Annotated in this window: 19 protein-coding genes; 12 read left to right on the top strand and 7 right to left on the bottom strand. The window is 62.8% G+C overall.

Going from position 1 to position 17,781, the window contains the following annotated elements; all coding sequences use genetic code 11:
- Positions 1–54: 54 nt before the first annotated feature.
- The 5 genes from EP376_RS15280 to iolG are packed head-to-tail and all read right to left on the bottom strand — an operon-like array spanning position 55 to position 5,380.
- Positions 55–1,158 (bottom strand): Gfo/Idh/MocA family protein, encoded by a 1,104-nt coding sequence (locus EP376_RS15280; protein WP_127656490.1) that lies wholly within the window; start codon positions 1,156–1,158, stop codon positions 55–57.
- Positions 1,142–2,116 carry a hydroxyacid dehydrogenase gene (locus tag EP376_RS15275; RefSeq protein ID WP_127656489.1) on the bottom strand — a complete coding sequence of 325 codons (975 nt, stop codon included), beginning with the start codon at positions 2,114–2,116 and terminating at the stop codon, positions 1,142–1,144. Before EP376_RS15275 ends, EP376_RS15280 begins: the two co-directional genes overlap by 17 nt.
- The gene (locus EP376_RS15270; RefSeq protein ID WP_127656488.1) at positions 2,116–2,925 is read right to left on the bottom strand and encodes an HpcH/HpaI aldolase family protein; all 810 of its coding nucleotides are present in this window, start codon (positions 2,923–2,925) and stop codon (positions 2,116–2,118) included. Before EP376_RS15270 ends, EP376_RS15275 begins: the two co-directional genes overlap by 1 nt.
- A gap of 12 nt (positions 2,926–2,937) precedes the next feature.
- A complete protein-coding gene (locus tag EP376_RS15265; RefSeq protein WP_127656487.1) occupies positions 2,938–4,368 on the bottom strand; it encodes an NAD-dependent succinate-semialdehyde dehydrogenase in 1,431 nt (476 codons plus the stop codon).
- Between the two features lie 4 nt (positions 4,369–4,372).
- Positions 4,373–5,380 carry an inositol 2-dehydrogenase gene (gene iolG / locus EP376_RS15260; protein WP_127656486.1) on the bottom strand — a complete coding sequence of 336 codons (1,008 nt, stop codon included), beginning with the start codon at positions 5,378–5,380 and terminating at the stop codon, positions 4,373–4,375.
- 99 nt (positions 5,381–5,479) lie between these two features.
- Between iolG and iolD the strand changes: the two genes are divergently transcribed.
- Genes iolD through EP376_RS15235 form a run of 5 tightly spaced genes read left to right on the top strand, consistent with a single transcriptional unit; the run spans position 5,480 to position 11,282 of the window.
- Positions 5,480–7,354 (top strand): 3D-(3,5/4)-trihydroxycyclohexane-1,2-dione acylhydrolase (decyclizing), encoded by a 1,875-nt coding sequence (gene iolD / locus EP376_RS15255; RefSeq protein WP_127656485.1) that lies wholly within the window; start codon positions 5,480–5,482, stop codon positions 7,352–7,354.
- A 3-nt stretch (positions 7,355–7,357) separates the two neighbouring features.
- Positions 7,358–8,251 (top strand): myo-inosose-2 dehydratase, encoded by an 894-nt coding sequence (gene iolE, locus EP376_RS15250; RefSeq protein WP_127656484.1) that lies wholly within the window; start codon positions 7,358–7,360, stop codon positions 8,249–8,251.
- Positions 8,248–9,060, top strand: coding sequence for an SDR family oxidoreductase (locus tag EP376_RS15245; RefSeq protein WP_127656483.1), 813 nt, complete (start codon positions 8,248–8,250; stop codon positions 9,058–9,060). The genes iolE and EP376_RS15245 overlap by 4 nt, the downstream gene beginning before the upstream one ends.
- Before the next feature lie 2 nt (positions 9,061–9,062).
- Entirely contained in the window at positions 9,063–10,121 is a 1,059-nt protein-coding gene (locus EP376_RS15240) for a sugar phosphate isomerase/epimerase family protein (RefSeq protein WP_127656482.1), read from the top strand.
- Between the two features lie 27 nt (positions 10,122–10,148).
- On the top strand, positions 10,149–11,282 hold the full coding sequence (locus EP376_RS15235) for a Gfo/Idh/MocA family protein (protein WP_127656646.1): 1,134 nt from the start codon (positions 10,149–10,151) through the stop codon (positions 11,280–11,282).
- Between the two features lie 514 nt (positions 11,283–11,796).
- On the opposite strand, the gene EP376_RS15230 is transcribed toward EP376_RS15235, so the two are convergent.
- The gene (locus EP376_RS15230) at positions 11,797–12,402 is read right to left on the bottom strand and encodes a TetR/AcrR family transcriptional regulator (protein WP_127656481.1); all 606 of its coding nucleotides are present in this window, start codon (positions 12,400–12,402) and stop codon (positions 11,797–11,799) included.
- Between the two features lie 238 nt (positions 12,403–12,640).
- Between EP376_RS15230 and EP376_RS15225 the strand changes: the two genes are divergently transcribed.
- Both EP376_RS15225 and EP376_RS15220 read left to right on the top strand, forming a co-directional pair.
- Positions 12,641–13,063 carry a cupin domain-containing protein gene (locus EP376_RS15225; protein WP_127656480.1) on the top strand — a complete coding sequence of 141 codons (423 nt, stop codon included), beginning with the start codon at positions 12,641–12,643 and terminating at the stop codon, positions 13,061–13,063.
- Positions 13,064–13,133: 70 nt separating this feature from the next.
- Entirely contained in the window at positions 13,134–13,658 is a 525-nt protein-coding gene (locus EP376_RS15220; RefSeq protein WP_127656479.1) for a hypothetical protein, read from the top strand.
- Between the two features lie 18 nt (positions 13,659–13,676).
- Here the strand turns inward: EP376_RS15220 and EP376_RS15215 are convergent, their stop codons facing one another.
- Positions 13,677–14,546: a LysR family transcriptional regulator gene (locus EP376_RS15215; protein ID WP_338068406.1), complete on the bottom strand. Its 870-nt coding sequence runs from the start codon at positions 14,544–14,546 to the stop codon at positions 13,677–13,679.
- Between the two features lie 177 nt (positions 14,547–14,723).
- Between EP376_RS15215 and EP376_RS15210 the strand changes: the two genes are divergently transcribed.
- The 5 genes from EP376_RS15210 to EP376_RS15190 all read left to right on the top strand — a co-directional run.
- Positions 14,724–15,032: a hypothetical protein gene (locus EP376_RS15210; protein ID WP_238928594.1), complete on the top strand. Its 309-nt coding sequence runs from the start codon at positions 14,724–14,726 to the stop codon at positions 15,030–15,032.
- Between the two features lie 40 nt (positions 15,033–15,072).
- Positions 15,073–15,633 carry an NADPH-dependent FMN reductase gene (locus tag EP376_RS15205; protein ID WP_127656476.1) on the top strand — a complete coding sequence of 187 codons (561 nt, stop codon included), beginning with the start codon at positions 15,073–15,075 and terminating at the stop codon, positions 15,631–15,633.
- Positions 15,634–15,685: 52 nt separating this feature from the next.
- Complete coding sequence (locus tag EP376_RS15200; RefSeq protein ID WP_127656475.1) at positions 15,686–16,138, top strand: hypothetical protein; 453 nt, start codon at positions 15,686–15,688, stop codon at positions 16,136–16,138.
- A gap of 456 nt (positions 16,139–16,594) precedes the next feature.
- Complete coding sequence (locus EP376_RS15195) at positions 16,595–17,305, top strand: hypothetical protein (RefSeq protein WP_127656474.1); 711 nt, start codon at positions 16,595–16,597, stop codon at positions 17,303–17,305.
- Positions 17,306–17,781 (top strand): c-type heme family protein (locus tag EP376_RS15190; RefSeq protein WP_127656473.1); only part of this gene is annotated, 476 nt, incomplete at its 3' end.

The raw sequence follows: 17,781 nt of genomic DNA, 5'->3' as shown, positions 1-17,781 counted from the left end.
GATCCACAATTGCAATGATCGTTGCGGCTCGTTGCAACGCAATCGCGATGCTGCTCAGATCGCGCGCCAGAACCGTTCCCGGGACGACGCCTGGATTGTCTCCACCAGGGTCTGGATGCGAAGGCCAGCACGAAAGTTGAAGGGCTCCGGTTCCGCTCCGGATATCGCTCGGATGTAGCCGGCAACCTCGATCGTCTTGAGATCGTTGAACCCGATCTGGTGGCCGGCGGCGGCGATGAACTGGCCGTAGGGCGGGTTGGCAGGTCCCGCCTCGATCCGGCGAAAGCCCTGGCGGCCGACGGGCAGACCGGCATCGAAATGGTGCAATTCGTTCAGGCGCTCCTGGGTGAAGCAGAGTGCCCCCTTGGTGCCATAGACCTCGAAGTCATGCTGCATCTTGCGGCCGGTCGAGATCCAGTTGCCCTCGATCGAGCCACTGGCCCCGTTTTCGAACCGCAGGAAGGCGCGACCCACATCGTCGACCTCGACACGGCGCCCGGAGCGAGTGCCGATCATCGTCACGCAATCGCCCATGACCTCGGAAATGGGGCCTACGAGGTATTCGGCTGTGGCAAGCGCATGGCTCCCGAGATCTGCCAGCGCGCCGCCGCCTTCGGGATCGTGACGGAAGGTGAAGGGCGAGGCCGGATCGGCCATGTAATCCTCGGCATGGATGCCGCGATAGCCCAGGATCTCGCCCAACTCGCCCGCGGCGATCATCTCGCGCGCCAGCGCCAGCATCGGGTTGCAGAGATAATTGAAGCCAACCTGCGTCTTGACCCCGGCGGCTTCGGCCTCGGCGGTCATCTCTGCGGCATCGACGGCCAGCGGCGCCAGAGGCTTTTCGCAATAGACGTGCTTGCCCGCCGCGATGGCGGCGAGCGACATCTCCTTGTGCAGGGCGTTGGGCGCGGTGATCGACACGATGTCGATTGCGGGATCGGCGACGATCTCGCGCCAGTCGGTCGTGGCGCGTTCGAACCCATATGCGCGGGCGGCCTTTGCGGCGGCCTCCTCCGTCACGTCTGCGACCATGTCCAGCACGACGTCCTGGCCAAGGTCGAACACCTTGGGCGCTGCGGCGAAGCCAAAGGCATGGGCCTTGCCCATGAACCCGGTGCCGATCATGCCGACGCGAAGGTCAGGTTTCCTGGACATGGTGCAGCGCGTTCCCGTTGACGACCAGGTCTGGGCTGATCGTTCCGCTGAAGAAATCGAGGATGTTCTGGGCCGACCCGATGGCCATCCGCTCTGAAGCGCCTTCGGTCACGCCCGCGATATGGGGCGACAGGATCACCTGTGTGAAGTCCCTGAGGGGATGAGTCTCGGGCAAGGGCTCGGTCTCGAAGACATCGAGCCCTGCCGCTCCGACCTTGCCGGACCGGAGCGCGTCGATCAGTGCCGCCTCGTCCATGATGCCTCCGCGCGCGGTGTTGACAACCACGACGCCGGGTTTCATCTGCTCAAATTCCGCCGCGCCGATCAGCGGGCGGGCCCCTTTGGGCGCACTGACGGAAATCACATCTGCCCATGCAAGGGCCTCGGACAGGTTCGCCGCGCATGCGACCTGCCCTGCAGGCCATCCCTGGGACGCCAGATAGGGATCAAAGGCCCGGATCGTCATGCCGAAACCGCCCATCATGGTCGCCGTATGCTGCCCGATCCGGCCAAAGCCAAGGATCAGCAGGTTCCGACCGCGCAGGTCCTGGCTTTCCAGGCTATTGCGCCAGCCCCAGGGCCCGATCCGCACAGAGCCATCTGCCCGCACGGCGCGTTTGGAGGCGGCCAGGATCATCATGCAGGCATGTTCGGCGACCGAGTATGAATTGACGTCGCCGCAGACCGCCAGTGCGATACCCTGTGCGCTCAGCGCATCCACGTCGACCGCGTCATAGCCGACACCGTGGCGTGACACGATACGCAGCCGTCCACCCTGCGCGATTGTCCGAGCGCTCAACGGCTGGGTCCGGATCAGCAGCGCATCGGCCTCACTGATGTAGGGAGAATAGCTTTCTTCGCTGATTTCATCGATGTAGCGCACCGTCACGCCCGGCGCGGTGTCGAGCAGAGCCCGCCCCTTGGGATGCAACTTGCCGGCCACGAGAACATGGGGCATCAGTAGCCCCCTTTGTGCATGGCCACTTTCGCGCCCCCGGTCGCCTCACGGAATGCCTTTACCGAAGCAGAAGCCGCACCGGCCAGAAGCCGAGTATCGCCGGACACCGTGGTCATATCGAAACCCCATCCGATCGCACGGGCAGCATATTCTGCCGTTCCGCAATGCAGCGCAGCGCGGATGCCGTTTCGACGGCACGCAGCGACGATTGCCTGCAGCGCCTCGATCATCTCTGGTTCCTCGCGGTCGAACCCGGGCGGATACTTGCCGCCATGCAGCGAAAACGTCAGGTCTGCCGGGCCTACATAGATCCCGTCCAATCCCGGTGTCGCGGCGATGGAGTCGAGATTGTCCATCGCGGCTTGCGTCTCGACCATGGCCCAGCCGATGATCCGGTCGTTGGCCTCTTCGGCGATCCCAGCCCCTTGCGCGTAAGCCGCCCGCGTCGGGCCGAAACTGCGCTGGCCCAAAGGCGGGTATCGCAGGTAACTGACAAAGCGTGCCGCATCCTCCGCGGTGTTGACCATCGGGCAAATGATCTGCATCGCACCGGCGTCCAGTGCCTTCATGATAGGGCCCGGGTCCAGCCACGGCACGCGGGCACCGACGACCACGCCCGAGGCGCGCATCGCCTGAAACATCGGCAGGAGGCTGGCGTAGTCGAGCGCGCCGTGCTGCCAATCGACCGAGATCGCGTCATAGCCCTGAGCGGCCATGATTTCGGCGGTAAAGGGGTTGCCGATGGACAGCCAGCCATGCAGGACCGGCTTGCCGTCACGCCAGAGGTCCTTGACCTTGTTCGAGATCATTGGCGCACCTCCTCAGAAGACGATCTGAGCGAGCTTGGTGTCGAGGTAATCCTCGATCCCCTCCGGCCCGCCTTCCCGACCCATTCCAGAATGGTTGGTCCCGCCGAACGGCGCCTCGGAAGCGGCCAGCGCAAAGGAATTGATGCCCACCATCCCGGCCTTGAGAGACGACACCACCCGCCGCGCCCGGTCCGGGTTGGCGGTGAAGGCATAGGCCGAAAGGCCCATGTCGCTGGCATTGGCGCGGGCCAGCGCCTCGTCCTCGTCCCGGAAGCTGGTGATCGCTGCGATGGGGCCAAAGTTTTCCTCGGCATGAACACGCATGTCGTCAGTGACCCCGGTCAGCACCGTCGGCTCGTAGAAATGCCCTTCGTTGAAGCCTGATGCCCGCTTGCCACCGGTGGCAACCTCTGCGCCCGACCTCACGGCGTCCTGCACGATGGAGTCGATCTCGTCCAGACGGCCGCCGTTGATCAGCGGGCCCATGGTCACGCTCTCGTCCAGCCCGTCGCCCAGTCTGATCTTCTCCGCGCGCGCCACGAAACCGTCGACAAAGGCATCGTGCAGGCTCTCGTGAATGAAGAAGCGGTCCGGCGTCACGCAAACCTGTCCGCAGTTGGCAAACTTGGTTGGCACGGTGGCATCGAGTGCCGCCTCGAGATCGGCATCGTCGAACAGGATGAAGGGCGCATTGCCGCCCAGTTCCATCGACACCTTCTTGACCGTCTCGGCGGCGTCGCGGATCATCTGCTGCCCCACCCGGGTCGAACCGGTCAGAGAGACTTTGCGGACGCGCGTGTCAGCCATGATCGGCCCATATGTGTCGGAAGTGGACCCGGCGACCAGGTTCACCGCGCCATCCGGCAATCCGCCTGCGCGAATGCAGTCCACCATGATCATCGCCACGCCCGGGGTCTGCGAGGAAGGACGCAGAACCACCGGGCATCCCGCCGCGAGGGCGGGCGCGAGCTTTCGGGCTGGGAGGGCGGCAGGAAAATTCCAGGCCGTGAAGGCTCCGACGATACCGACAGGCTCGCGGGTGATTTCAAACCGGCCACCCGGCACCCGGGACGGCACGATGCGGCCGTATATCCGCCGCGCCTCTTCGGCGTACCAGCGGAACTGGTCGCAGGCGAGGCCCCATTCCCGGCCGGACTGGGCAAGGGGCTTGCCGGTTTCGGTCGAGATCATGCGCTGCGCCTCGTCGGCCCGGGCAATCATCGCGTCGGCGATCCTGTGCAGCGCGTCGGCCCTGGCAAAGCCGCCCATCTCGCGGAGCGGTGCAAGTGCCCCCGCCGCAGCCTCCAAGGCCGCCCGCGTATCATCTGCCGCAGCGCCCGCGACGGTGCCCAATGCCTTTTCAGTCACGGGCGAGGCGACCTCGAACGGGGCAGAGCCCGCCCGCCAGGACCCACCGATGAAGCAACCAAAGTTCGAATACATGCGTCTACTCCACTTCGCTCAAGGCAATGGGACGGCCCTCGCGGACCGACAGGATTGCGGCCTCGGCCAGGGCGAGCGCCTTTTGCCCATCATGAAAGCCGACCGGCACGGGGGCGCCCTTCTCAACCACTTCAACAAAGGCGTCGATCTCGCTCGAGAACGCCTGGGCATATCTCTCGATGAAAAAGTTCAGAAGCGGCGCCTTCTGATCCGTGTAGGCGGCGGCATAGAGCCGCGTGTTGCCATCGCTTTGATTCTCGGAGATCGCCATGCCCTCCGAGCCGAAGGCTTCGACCCGCTGATCATAACCATAGACTGCGCGGCGCGAGTTGCTGATCACGCATTGCTTGCCGCTGGCCGTGGTCAGGACAACGGTCACAGTATCGTAGTCGTCGCAGCGCTCCATCAGGACAGGATCGACAAGTCGCGCTCCGACCGCGTTGACCGTCTTAAATTCTTCCCCGACGATGAACCTGGCCATGTCGAAGTCATGGATGGTCATGTCGCGGAAAATCCCGCCCGATGTTTCGATATAGGCGTCGGGCGCCATTCCCGGGTCGCGAGAGGTAATGGTCACTTGGTGAAGCTCGCCGATTTGCCCGGCTTCGATCGCCTGCCGCACGCCGCTGTGCCCCTTGTCGAAGCGGCGCACAAAACCGAGCATGATCGGCACGGTCGTCCCTTTGATGGCGTCGGCACAGGCCGCGACCCGGGCCAGAGACAAATCGATCGGCTTTTCACAAAGGGTCGGTTTCCCGGCTGCCACTGCCTCTTCGATGAAATCTGCGTGGGTGGGTGTCGAGGTCGCGATCAGGACCGCGTCCACCTCCGGCGAGCCGAACACCTCCGCCGCAGATGCGAATTTGGTGGCATTCAGCGTGGCCGCCACTGAAGACGCGGCCGCGTCCACGACGTCAAAGACACCCGCCAGTTCCGCACGCGGATGTGCGGCGATATTCTCGGCATGCATGCGACCAATCCTGCCACAGCCAAGCACGGCTATGCGAACCATCGGCTCCTCCCTTACCTTTTCGCAATGATCATTGCATCAAGGGCGGGATGTCAATATACATTTCCAACACGAGGAGAATCCGTCATCGGGAGGAAACAAATGTCAGGCAAAACCGTTCGGCTTACCATGGCACAGGCGCTGGTGCGTTACCTGTGCAACCAGTTCACCGAGATCGAAGGCGAGGAAGTCCCGCTTTTTGCCGGGGTGTTCGGTATCTTCGGCCATGGCAACGTCACCTGCCTGTCAGAGGCGCTGGAACAGGTGCAGGACCAGCTTCCGACCTGGCGCGGTCAGAACGAACAGTCGATGGCCCTGGCGGCCATCGGTTTTGCCAAGGCGAAACTGCGCCGACAGATCATGATCGCCACGTCCTCGGTCGGGCCGGGCGCGACCAACATGATCACCGCCGCCGGTGTTGCCCATGCCAACCGCCTGCCGGTTCTGCTGCTGTCCGGAGACACCTTCGTCAACCGCCTGCCCGATCCCGTGTTGCAACAGGTCGAGCATTTCGGCAGCCCCTCGACCACGGTGAATGACGGATTCCGCGCCGTGTCGCGGTTCTGGGACCGGATCGTGCATCCCGCCCAGATCCTGTCCTCCCTGCCCCAGGCCATTTCGACCATGCTCGACCCTGCCGATTGCGGCCCGGCGTTCATCGGCCTGCCGCAGGACATCCAGGAGATCGCCTACGATTATCCCGAAAGCTTCTTTACCAAGAAGGTCTGGACGATCCCGCGCCCGCGCCCGTCGCGCGAAGAGATCTCCAAGGCCGTCGAACTGCTCAAGACGGCCAAGACGCCCCTCATCATCGCAGGCGGCGGCGTGCGCTATTCCGGCGCGAACGATGTCCTCGCCGATTTCGCGACCCGCCGCGGCATCCCCTTTACCGAGACGATCGCTGGCAAGGGCGGTGTCGTGCATGACCACCCGGCCTATACCGGCGCCATGGGCATCGAAGGCACCGATGCGTCGAAGGTGCTTGCCGAGACGGCTGACCTGGTCATCGCCGTCGGCACCCGGATGCAGGATTTCACAACCGGATCCTGGACGACCTTCGCCCCAGACACAAAGTTCCTGAACATCAACGCGGCGCGCTTCGATGCCTCCAAGCATTTCGCCCAGCCAGTCGTCGGCGACGCTCTGGAGGCCCTGCGCGAGATCGACGAGGCCCTCGGCGACTGGACCTGTGATCCCGCCCAGATGGCGCGCGCACAGAAACTCTATGCCGACTGGAACGCCGAGCTGGACAAGGGTCAGGCGCCCACCAACGCCGCCATCCCGACCTACGCACAGGTCATCGGCGTGGTGAACAGGATGGCCCGGCCCGAGGATACGATGGTCACCGCAGCCGGCGGCCTGCCCGGCGAGACCGCAAAGAACTGGCGGGTGAAGGCGCCCAACACCTACGATCTCGAGTTCGGCTTTTCCTGCATGGGCTACGAGATCGCCGGTGGCTGGGGGCACGCAATGGCCAAGGCCGGACCGGACGGAACGCAGGACGGCGTGCCGATCGTCATGGTCGGCGACGGCAGCTACATGATGATGAATTCGGATATCTATTCGACCGTTCTGTCCGGCCACAAGATGATTGTCGTCGTCTGCGACAACGGCGGGTTCGGCGTCATCAACCGTCTCCAGACAGGCATGGGCGTGCCCGGTTTCAACAACCTCCTGAAGGACAGCCGCGTGCTGAACCGCGACAACCCGCTCCACGTCGATTTTGCCGCCCACGCCCGCGCAATGGGCGCCGAGGCGCGCCACTGCGACAGCCTGGCCGACCTCGAAGCCGCGATGGAATGGGCGCAGGGCACCGACCGGACGACTGTGCTCGTCATCAACTCGGACGCCTACACCTGGACCCCCGGCGGCGCTGACTGGTACGTCGGCGTCCCCGAGATCAACGACCGCGAAAGCATCCGCAAGGCTCGGGAGGGGCAGGAAGATTTCCGCAGCAAGCAGCGGCGCGGGGTGTGAGACATGAAGGCGAAACTCGGAATAGCGCCGATTGCGTGGTGGAATGACGACCTCGCCGAATTGTCTGATGACGTATCGCTGGATGAATGCCTGAGGCAGGCCGCGGAAGCGGGATTGACGGGGATGGAAACGGGCCGGCGTTTCCCGATGGACATGGCGCAGCTTGGCCCCATCCTTGCCCGCCATGGGATTTCTGTCTGCGGAGGCTGGTTTTCGGGGATGCTGCTTGACGGAGACATCGAGGCGGAGAAGGACAGGATCGCGGCTCAACACGCCTTCTTCGTCGCGGCGGGGGCGCCCTGCATCGTCTACGGTGAAGTCGCGCGATCGGTACAGGGCGAACGCAACACGCCCCTTTCCCGAAAGCCCGTGATCTCCGAGGTCGAGATGGCCGCCTATGGTCGCAAAGTCAGTGACTTCGCGGACTGGTCAGCCAAGCAGGGCATGCCAATCGCATACCACCACCACATGGCAGCGGTCGTCGAGACCGAAGCGGAGCTGGACCTCTTCATGAAGCATTCCAGCGTGCCGCTGTTGTTCGATGCCGGGCACATGGCCTTCGCGGGCGGCGACAACCTTCGGGTCATCGAGAACCACCATTCCCGCATCGCACATGTCCACACGAAGGACATTCGGCGGGACGTGACAGATGGCCTCGATCGCACCCGCGAGAGCTTTCTCGACGCGGTCATCAAGGGGGCGTTCACTGTGCCTGGCGATGGCTCGCTCGACTTCGAAGCAATCGTCAGGGCGCTTGCGCAGAAGGGCTACGAAGGTTGGTTCGTCATCGAGGCGGAACAAGATCCAAAAGTGAGTCCGCCTCTTGAGATGGCCATCAAGGGCCGGGCAGAATTGAAACGCGTGATGGATGCGGCAGGATACGAGGTGGAGGCATGAACCGGATAGACGGCAAGGTCGCGGTGATCACCGGCGGCACGCAAGGACTGGGCGCCGCCATTGCCCGCCTGTTCGCAGAGGCGGGAGCGGCAGGAATCGTGATCGTCGGCCGCGGACTGGAGAAAGGCGAGAAAGTCGCGGACCAGATCAAGGCCGACCACGGCACCGATGTGCGCATGGTCTCGGCAGACCTGGGAAATATCGAGGACGTCCGGACGATCATCCCGCAGACGGTGGCGGCGTTTGGCCGGGTCGATATCCTGGTCAACGCCGCGGGTCTGACGGACCGTGGCAACATGCTCAACACGACCCCCGACCTGTTTGACCGGATGATCGCGGTGAACACCCGGGCTCCGTTCTTTCTGATACAGGACGCGTCGAAGGTCATGATCCGCGATGGCATCGAGGGTCGGATCGTGAACATCGGCTCCATGTCCGAACATGCCGGCCAGCCGTTCCTTGCCCCCTACTCGGTCTCAAAGGGCGCATTGGCCACCCTGACACGTCATGCGGGCTTCGCGCTGATGAGAAACCGCATTCACGTCAATCAGCTGAGTATCGGCTGGATGAACTCCGACCATGAACGAAAGCTGGTCGAGTCGGAGACCGGTGATTCCGGCTTCATCGACCGTGTTGCGGCAACCAAACCCTTCGGTCGTATCCTCGACCCCGCCGAGGTCGCGCGCGCGGTGCTCTGGATGGCCTCGCCCGACAGCGGCATGATGACCGGTGCCGTCATCAACTTCGACCAGTCCATCTGGGGCGCCTATGACGACGCGCCCGTGCCAGAAAAGGCCCTCACGGAATGACCATGACGACCATCAAGGGACCAGCCGTATTCCTGGCCCAATTCGCCGCTGACCAAGCCCCCTATGACAGCTTGCCTGGCCTCGCCAAATGGGCCGCCGAAAAGGGCTTCAAGGGAGTGCAGATCCCGACATGGGATACACGACTGATCGACATGCGGCAGGCCGCCGAAAGCGAAACCTATCTGGACGAGGTCGTCGGACTGCTTGCAGAGCACGGTCTGGTCCTGACCGAGTTCGCCTCGCACATCACTGGCCAACTGGTTGCCGTGCATCCGGCGCATGATCAGATCATGGACAGCTTTGCGCCGAAGGAAGTTCATGGCAACCCCGCCGCGCGCCGCGCCTGGGCCGAACAGCAGCTTTCCTACGCCGCTCGCGCCTCGCGACGCGCCGGCCTGACGACCCACACGACCTTCCCCGGCTCCCTGCTTTGGCCCTACCTCTATCCCTACCCTCAATGGCCTGAGGGCTTGGTGGACGAAGCCTTTACCGAACTCGCGGCCCGCTGGGTGCCCATTCTGAATGATTTCGATGCCCATGGGGTGGACATCTGCTATGAAATCCACCCCAGCGAGGACATGCATGATGGCCATTCCTGGGAATACTTCCTCGACAAGGTTGACGGACATGTGCGCGCGAATATCATGTACGATCCGAGTCACTTCGTCTTGCAGGCGCTGGATTACCTGGCGTTCATCGACCACTACCACGACCGGATAAGAGCCTTTCACGTCAAGGACGCGGAGTTCCGGCCCGATGGCAAATCCGGGGCCTATGGCGGCTTCATGCCGTGGTCCAAGCGTGCCGGACGGTTCCGCAGTCCGGGCGATGGGCAGGTCGATTTCGGCGCGATCTTCACCAAGCTTTCGACATATGGTTTCGACGGCTGGGCGACGCTCGAATGGGAATGCTTCATCAAGAATCCCGAAGACGGGGCGCGAGAAGGCGCGGCCTTCATCGCCGATCATATCATCAGGGTCTCGGACCGCGCGTTCGACGACTTCGTCAAGTCCGGCGCCGATCGACAGGCCAACCGGTCGATGCTTGGCCTGGAGGAATAGGCAATGGATCGCAGACTTCGGCTTGGGATGATCGGTGGCGGTCAAGGCGCCTACATTGGCAATATCCACCGCATCGCGGCGCGGCTCGACGGTCAGTGGGACCTCGTCGCAGGCGCCTTTGATGTCGACCCGCAACGGGGGCGGGACTTCGCGATTGGCGAGGGGCTGGATCCGGCCCGCGCCTATGGCAGCTATCAGGACCTGATCGCCGGCGAGGCTGGCCGCGACGACAAGGTTGATGCGGTTGCCATCTGCACGCCGAACTTCACCCACTATCCTATCGCCAAGGCGTTGATCGACGCCGGCTTTGACGTGATCTGTGAAAAACCGCTGACGGCCACGCTCGAGGATGCCATCGCGCTGGAAAAGCTGGCCCGGGAAAGAGGGAGTTTTGTCGGCGTCACCTACACTTATTCCGGCTACCCGATGGTGCATGAGGCGCGCGTCCGGGTCGCCAATGGAGAGCTTGGAAAAATCCGGACGATCCAGGTCGAATATCCGTTGGAGTGGATGGCCACCGCCATCGAATCCGAGGGCAACGCTCAGGCCGCATGGCGCACGGACCCCACGAAGAACGGGCGCGGCGGGTCGATCGGGGACATCGGGACCCATGCCTATCACCTTGCCGGCTTCGTCACCGGCCTGACGGTCGAAGCCCTGACAGCCGATCTTGCCACCTTCGTTCCGGGCCGTGCACTGGACGACAATGCCCATGTGATGATCCGCTACGAAGGCGGCGCGCGGGGTCTGCTTTGGTCCAGTCAGGTGGCCCTCGGGAACTCCAACGGTGTGCGGCTACGTGTCTTCGGATCGGAAGGGTCGCTCCAATGGTTCCAGGAGCAGCCGAACGAACTGATCTTTCAGCCGCTCGGCGGCCGGGTCCAGACGATCAAGCGCGGCACAGACGAGGTTTCGGAGGACGCCAAGGTCCGCAGCCGCACGCCCCCCGGCCACCCCGAGGGATATCTTGAGGCTTTTGCCAATCTCTATGCGGGGTTTGCCGAGGTAATCCGGGCACGACGCGCCGGACGAGACCCGGGCTCCATCGGCCAGAACGTGCCTTTGGCCTATGACGGGCTGAAGGGCGTCGCCTTCGTTGAAGCCGTTGTCGATAGCGCCGAGAGCGATCTGCCGGTCTGGCTCACACCCGTGGCGACCTGACTCCGCGCCAGGCCCCTAGCGACGTCATCGACAGGCCGGCAGCCGATTTCGGCGAGTCAGGGAAACCACCTTGCCGAAGCAAGGCCGCCACGGTCGCGACAGTCTGGCGCGGTGACGTTGATCAGCCCCTGTCTCGCCGCGCTCTTGAAACGTACCGGCACGCGGAGGCTTGCCCGCGTGTCGGTTACGATGCGGGCAATGGCCCGCAGCTGATCGTGTCGGGGTGGCCGGTTTTCGTTGCGCGATAATCAGGTCCGGTTCATCCCGGGGGGCCTCATCCTCGACGTTTCTCACCGGGCCGTCCGCATGAACGGACCGACATGGCATCGCGCGGCGCCAGGTCCAGACCCAGCCGTGTAACATCGGGGCGCGACGGACTTCGCACCAGTCTCGCTGCGCAAGCGCTCGGGGCGGGACACCCGACCGATGCGGGATATCCTCTCATCTTCCGCGAGATCGCATGCGTCGCCCGAAGCGGCCCCCACCTGCCTGTCGCGTTCAGGGAGAGCGATGGCTATGGGCGCGTCAGGGCCGACAAGGCAAGGGACATCATCTCGCGGATGCGGGCGGGATCCTCGCCCGAGGCGCGCTGGGTGATCGCCAGTGCAAGATGCTCTCCCAGATAGCGCGCCCCGGCCTCGATCGAGAGGCGCTCGGGCCAGGTGTCGGCATCCCGGCATGACGACAGGAACGCGACATAGACGGCCTGCGCAGCGGCGTCGATTTCCTCGACCCGCGCGCGGGTCTGGGGCCCGAGCCGGTGTTTCCCGGCGCGCATCTTGTAGAACAGGCAACCCGTTTCCATGCGCGGGTCTGCGGCGGCAAAGTCGATCAGCGCGTCAAGCGTGTCCTGCAACCCCTCTCCACTTTGCAGGATCAGGAAAATGGCCGACAGGACCCGTTCGGCATAGCTGTCGAGAACCGCGCGCATCAGCCCGTCCTCGCTTCCGAACTCCCGGTAAAGCGAAGGCTTGGATATCCCTGCCATCTGACAGATCGCATTGACCGACACGTCGGCCGGGTCGCTGTTCCAATAGGCGGTCATCGCGACATCGAGCACCGCGTCGGCCTTCATCGTCCGCGGCCGGCCACGCGCAGGTTTGGGATCTTGATCGCTCATTTTTATACCATATGGTATTTTATATCTTGACGGTGCGTCCGATATATTTGTACCAGTCGGTAACAGAGTGCACAAGCAGGGGATAGTCCCCAGGCGGATACGGGGGAAGTCACCACGTCAACACCGGGGTCTCGACGCGGGGACCGCCGTCGCCCGACACAACCGCCGACGCCATTTCGCGTGTGCACAGCAGGCAACAAACAGAACGACCGAAAACCAGCCGGAAAGGATTTTTCCCATGATGAAGACACTGATCGCCGCAGCCGCGGCCGCCCTGATTGCGACATCCGCCATTGCAGAGAGCCATGCCCATGATGGCAACCACTTCGCCCTCGAGGATACCGCATGGTTCGATGCCCCCCTGCCCGGCGTTCAACTGGCCCTCGCCTGGGGCGACGACGCGACCGGCGCCACATGGCTGATCAAGATCGACCCGGGCACGGAACTGCCGCCGCATACGCATACCCATGATTATCGGGGCGTCAGCATCGCGGGCACCTGGGTGCATATCGAGGCCGACGGCACGGAAGTGTCGACCGTGCCGGGCGACTATTCCCTGGTCGAAGGTGGCGTGGCCCACGGAGACCGCTGCGACAGCGACATCCCCTGCATCGGCCTGATTGTCTATAGCGGGCCGCTTGATGCGGCACTGGTCGAGTAACGAGGTCTTGCGGGTTCGGTCGGATCAAGGCCGGCCGAACCCGATTTCGCGATAAGGACATACCCCACTCATGACAGTTTCCCTCGCATCAACGCTCGGCCTGCTCTTGTGTCTTGCACCGGCCCTTTTCCATGCCGTCGAAATCTACCGTCCGCTCTGGGCGCGCTGGATGGTCAACTGGGTGCTGCCCGTCTTTGCCCCCGGCCTGCCGCGCCCATCCAAGGCGCTGACCCATGGTGACCAGATCGCCATGCTGGATGCCGCCTTGGACGCCGCGCCGAAGGACAAGGCTCCCGTTGGGGCGGATTACATCTTCCTGATGTTGTTCGAGCAACGTCAGGGTGCGCTGGCCTTTCTCGCGGTGGCGGCCGGTGTCGTCTACGGCCTGACATTGCCGCTTGCCGATCGTCATGCCCTGCATTTCGTATTCGGGATCATGGCCCTGCTGTTCGCGCTGGTGAACGCCAACCCCGCCGGCGTGCCGTTTCTCGGCCATCATCCCCGGATGTCGCGCAACGGGCGCAATGTCGGTCTTGTCTTTGCGCCCTTCTGGGCCGCCGTGGCCGGCCTCAACGGCTGGGCCTTTGCCGGCTGAGGCACCCCGCTCGCTGTCTCATTCACCGGACGTCTCATCAGGCCGGATCGCCCTGAGATGTTCGAGAAACGCCTGGACCTTGGTCGTCCGGTGCAGATCGACATGGGTCACGATCCAGAGCGCGGTCGACCATTCGTCGCAAGGCGGCATGATCTCGATCAGATCGGACCGGCCGCAGGCGTCATGTTCGGCCAGAAAGCCAAGGCCCAGCCCGTCACAGACGGCGTTGAGCATGACGCTCAGCTCGGTCGTCCGCAGCGCAAGGGCCTCTGGCGGCACATTCGCATTCATCCATTGCGTGAACGGGGCGCGCCCTGCCGGGCCGATATTGCCGACGAACCGGTGACGATGCAGCTCGTCGGGGCCCGGACGCCCGGCCCGGTCGATATAGGCTTGGCTGGCATAAAGCCCGAAGCGCAGATGGCGGAACAGCGTCACGACGTAGTCGGGCACTTCCGGTTTGGCCCCGGCACGGATCGCCACATGCGCCTCCCCATGTTCCAGCCGCGCCAGTTGCGCGCCCGCGAGGAATTCGATGGCGATCTGAGGATGCTCCAGATGGAACGCGCGCACGGCGGGCATGACCACCGGCGCGACGCCGGCCAGAGCCGTCACGATCAGTGCGCCGGAAAGCTGCCCGGCCTTGCCGCGTGCGCGCCCCGCCAGATCGCCGAACATCTCGTCGGCGCGGGACGCGACCTCGAGCATGTCTTGGCCCGCATCGGTCAACGTGTAGCCCCGCGCGTGGCGCTGAAACAGGGGGGCGCCGAACGCGACCTCCAGCGTCTCGACATGGCGATTGACTGTCGCGCGGTGCACACCCAAAGCCTCGGCTGCCGCGCTGACCGTGCCCAGACGCGCGACCATCATCGCGGTTCGAAGTTCCATCCAATGTTCCATGGCGGCCCTTAGCACGCGGAATATGTCGCATCAACGCGCACATCATGTGCGATCCGGGATCTGGTGCGCGGCAGGACAGGGGGAGAGATTGCAGCATAACTTATCGAGCAGCAGTTCGGGCCCATGCAAAGATATTCTCCCCTCCTCGTTTCGCGGCACTGGCTGATGGCACTCTTGATCCTTGTGGCGCTGGCTGCAGGTGGCCTCCTGCTCGCCAACTTGCTGCATGTCAGCCTTGAAACGGTCGCCGGCCTTGGCCCGCACATCACCTTCGGGCCGGCGCCCGGTGCCGGCCTGTTCCCGGTCGTCCATGACGGCACGTCCGAAACACTGCCGGCAGCACTCGCCGGCGTGCCGACGCGTATCGCACAGAGCGTGATCGCGTCGATCCTCGTTGCACTCATTGCCCTGCACATCACCGCAGCGCCGCATCACCAGATCATCCCTACGGATGAGTTCTTGCGCCGATCGTAATTCGGCCAACGGTCCACCGGAAACTCAGAAAGGGTCCCTCATGAAAATTCTTGCCTTCGCGGCCTCCAACAGTCGCAATTCCATCAATCGTCTGCTGATCGACCACGCCACGACGCGGCTGCAGCAGATGCAGTCCGGCATCGAGGTCGAAACGCTTGACCTCAATGATTACGAGATGCCGATCTTTTCCGTCGACCGCGAACACGAGGCCGGCATTCCCGCGCCGGCGCAGGAGTTCTTCGCACGGATCGGCGCGGCGGATGCGGTTCTGGTGTCGTTCGCGGAACACAATGGCTTTGTCACCGCTGCTTGGAAGAACGTCTTCGACTGGATGAGCCGGATCGAGATGAAGCTCTGGCAGAACAAGCCGGTGGTCATGCTGGCCGCCAGCCCCGGCGGCCGCGCGGGCGCCAATGTGCTGGCCAGCCAGCAGATGATCGCCCCGCTCTTCGGCGCCGATCTGCGCGGATCATTGGGGATCGGAGCGTGGTTCGAGGGCTGGGACGCCGAGGCGAAGCGGCTGACACGACCCGAGGAAATCGCGGCGCTGGACGATCTGCTCGGCCAACTTGTGACACCGGTCCAAACGGCCGCGGCCTGATCGGCACGAACAGACGCTCACCCCCATCATACTGAAACATCAGGATTTCCAAATGACGCAGACACAAGCCACTGCCCTGAAATTTGCCGCGATCCTGTGGGTGATCTGGGGTCTTGTCCACACACTTGCCGGTGCGATGACCATACTTCAGCCGCCGTCCGAGGCTTTCGCCGCAATCGCTGATGCGGTCGATCCTGCGGTCCTCGTGGCCGATTATCACCCCGCGGTAGCCGGGGTGATAAACCAGCACGGCTTCAACCTGTTGTGGATCGGGCTGGCCACGATCGTGGGCGCCGTCTTCATCTGGCGCGGCACCCTGACCGCGATCTGGGTGACGGCCATGGTGGGTGGGTTGGCCGATGTCGGCTATTTCCTGTTCCTCGACCTGCCGGGTCTCGTGAACTTTGTCCCCGGCACGATCATGACGCTGATCTCGGCCTCGGCTATCCTGATCAGTTTCTGGATCTGGCGTCTCAAACGCTCCACCTCCCCCGCGCAGGGGTGACGCAAGAACCAGCAGCCAGAAGTTCCCCGACCGCCCTGCCCGGCATCCCCTTGCCGGGACGGGCACCCGCCTGACCATCGAGGCCGACCAAACCTGAATGGCAGCGCACGGGCGGACAGGCGCAAGGGGGCTTTCGTCTATTCCCGGACACGTCCCCTTTGCCAACTCCATCAGCGGTGTCATTGTCAGTTTCACGGTGCAATTCAGCGGCCAATCGAAACACAAAAGTCCTTTCGACCCAAGGGCATCAGTGGTGTCTGCACAAGACCGTCAACCCCGACATCGTCGGTCCGCCTCATGCTGCGAGACGCGTTGATGTCAGAGCGAAATCCGTCGTGGCTCTCGTATTCGGTAAGAACCTGTATCGTTAGTTATCAACAGCCAAATAATCTTGCGGCATACGGAAAGGCGGTGCTACCCGAAAACTCTATTTTTACTGCATTTGGGGAAGTATCTATGTCTGGACGGGGCAATCGGGCGATCTTACCACAAGTTCTTATTTCCGCGATGTTTTTTGCCTCTCTTGGACTGATATACTGGACCTCTCAGAAATCGTTCGAAACCGTCATGGAGGAGACCCTCCGGCGGTCGACTGAATCCTCCCATGGGGACATGGTGCTGTTCGCTTCGAACTCGCTGCGAGACGAGATCAACCTTCTCGTTGATGAATATGAAAGGCAGCGCCCGATCGATGATTGGGCTGGGTTCCTGGGACAGGAACATTCCCGAGCGTTCAATGCCAAAGTTCAAGACCTGTTCGAAGGGACGAATGTCTTGAAACTCAAGATTTATGCGACTGATGGGTATACGATCTTCTCGACCGATCCGTCCCAAATCGGAGAAGAGAAAAGTGAAGTCGAGGAAGTGACGCACGCATTGCGAGGCAGATCTTCTTCTCAATTCACTTTCCGGGACAGGTTCGTGACAATGGCGGGCAACAGAGTGAATATCGAGGTCGTCTCTTCCTATCATCCCCTGAACTCAGAGGCGACTGGTATCAACGGCGTTGTCGAGGTCTATTCAGACCGATCCTCCGATTTCCTGATTTCGGAGAAGAATGTCAAAGACAAGCTGGCCAACCTGATCATCTTTCTCGCGTTCGCGTCATCCTCTTGGCTAATCGCCTTGATCTACTACAACCTGCGACATCGCTCCGAGGACTCTTAAGTGCTGAACGCTCTCCGAAACGCCAATCAGTCGCTCTTGATCATCATCGTCGGCTGTATTGTGATGGGTTCTCTGATATTTGGGCTGAGTGGCTCAAACCAGCGATTTGCAGAGAATGCGGCGCTGGAGACCGCGCGATCCTATAGTCAGACCTTTACGAGTATCCGGAATTTCTATCAGGAAAACGTTGTTGAGCGTTTGCAGGGTACGAACGCCGAAATCGTGCATAATTTCCGCGAAGTTGACGGCGCGATCCCCATTCCCGCCACAATGATGATCGAGCTGACGACCTATCTCAACAAGACAAATACTGACGTCACCTTTGCCCTCGTGAGCGACTACCCCTTCCCATGGAGAAGCAGCAGGCCCCTCGTCGATTTTGATGTCGAAGCGATCGAATTCCTCAGAGAGACCGGCTTGGAAGAGTTTTTCGAATTCCGCGTCGAGAACGATGGAGTGCCCCCACTGAAGTGGTC

Origin of the sequence: Alexandriicola marinus, assembly GCF_004000435.1 — a bacterium.
GTDB classification, from domain to species: domain Bacteria; phylum Pseudomonadota; class Alphaproteobacteria; order Rhodobacterales; family Rhodobacteraceae; genus Alexandriicola; species Alexandriicola marinus.
The sequence above is the reverse complement of the archived record's forward strand: the minus strand, read 5'-3'. Positions and strand labels throughout refer to the sequence as shown.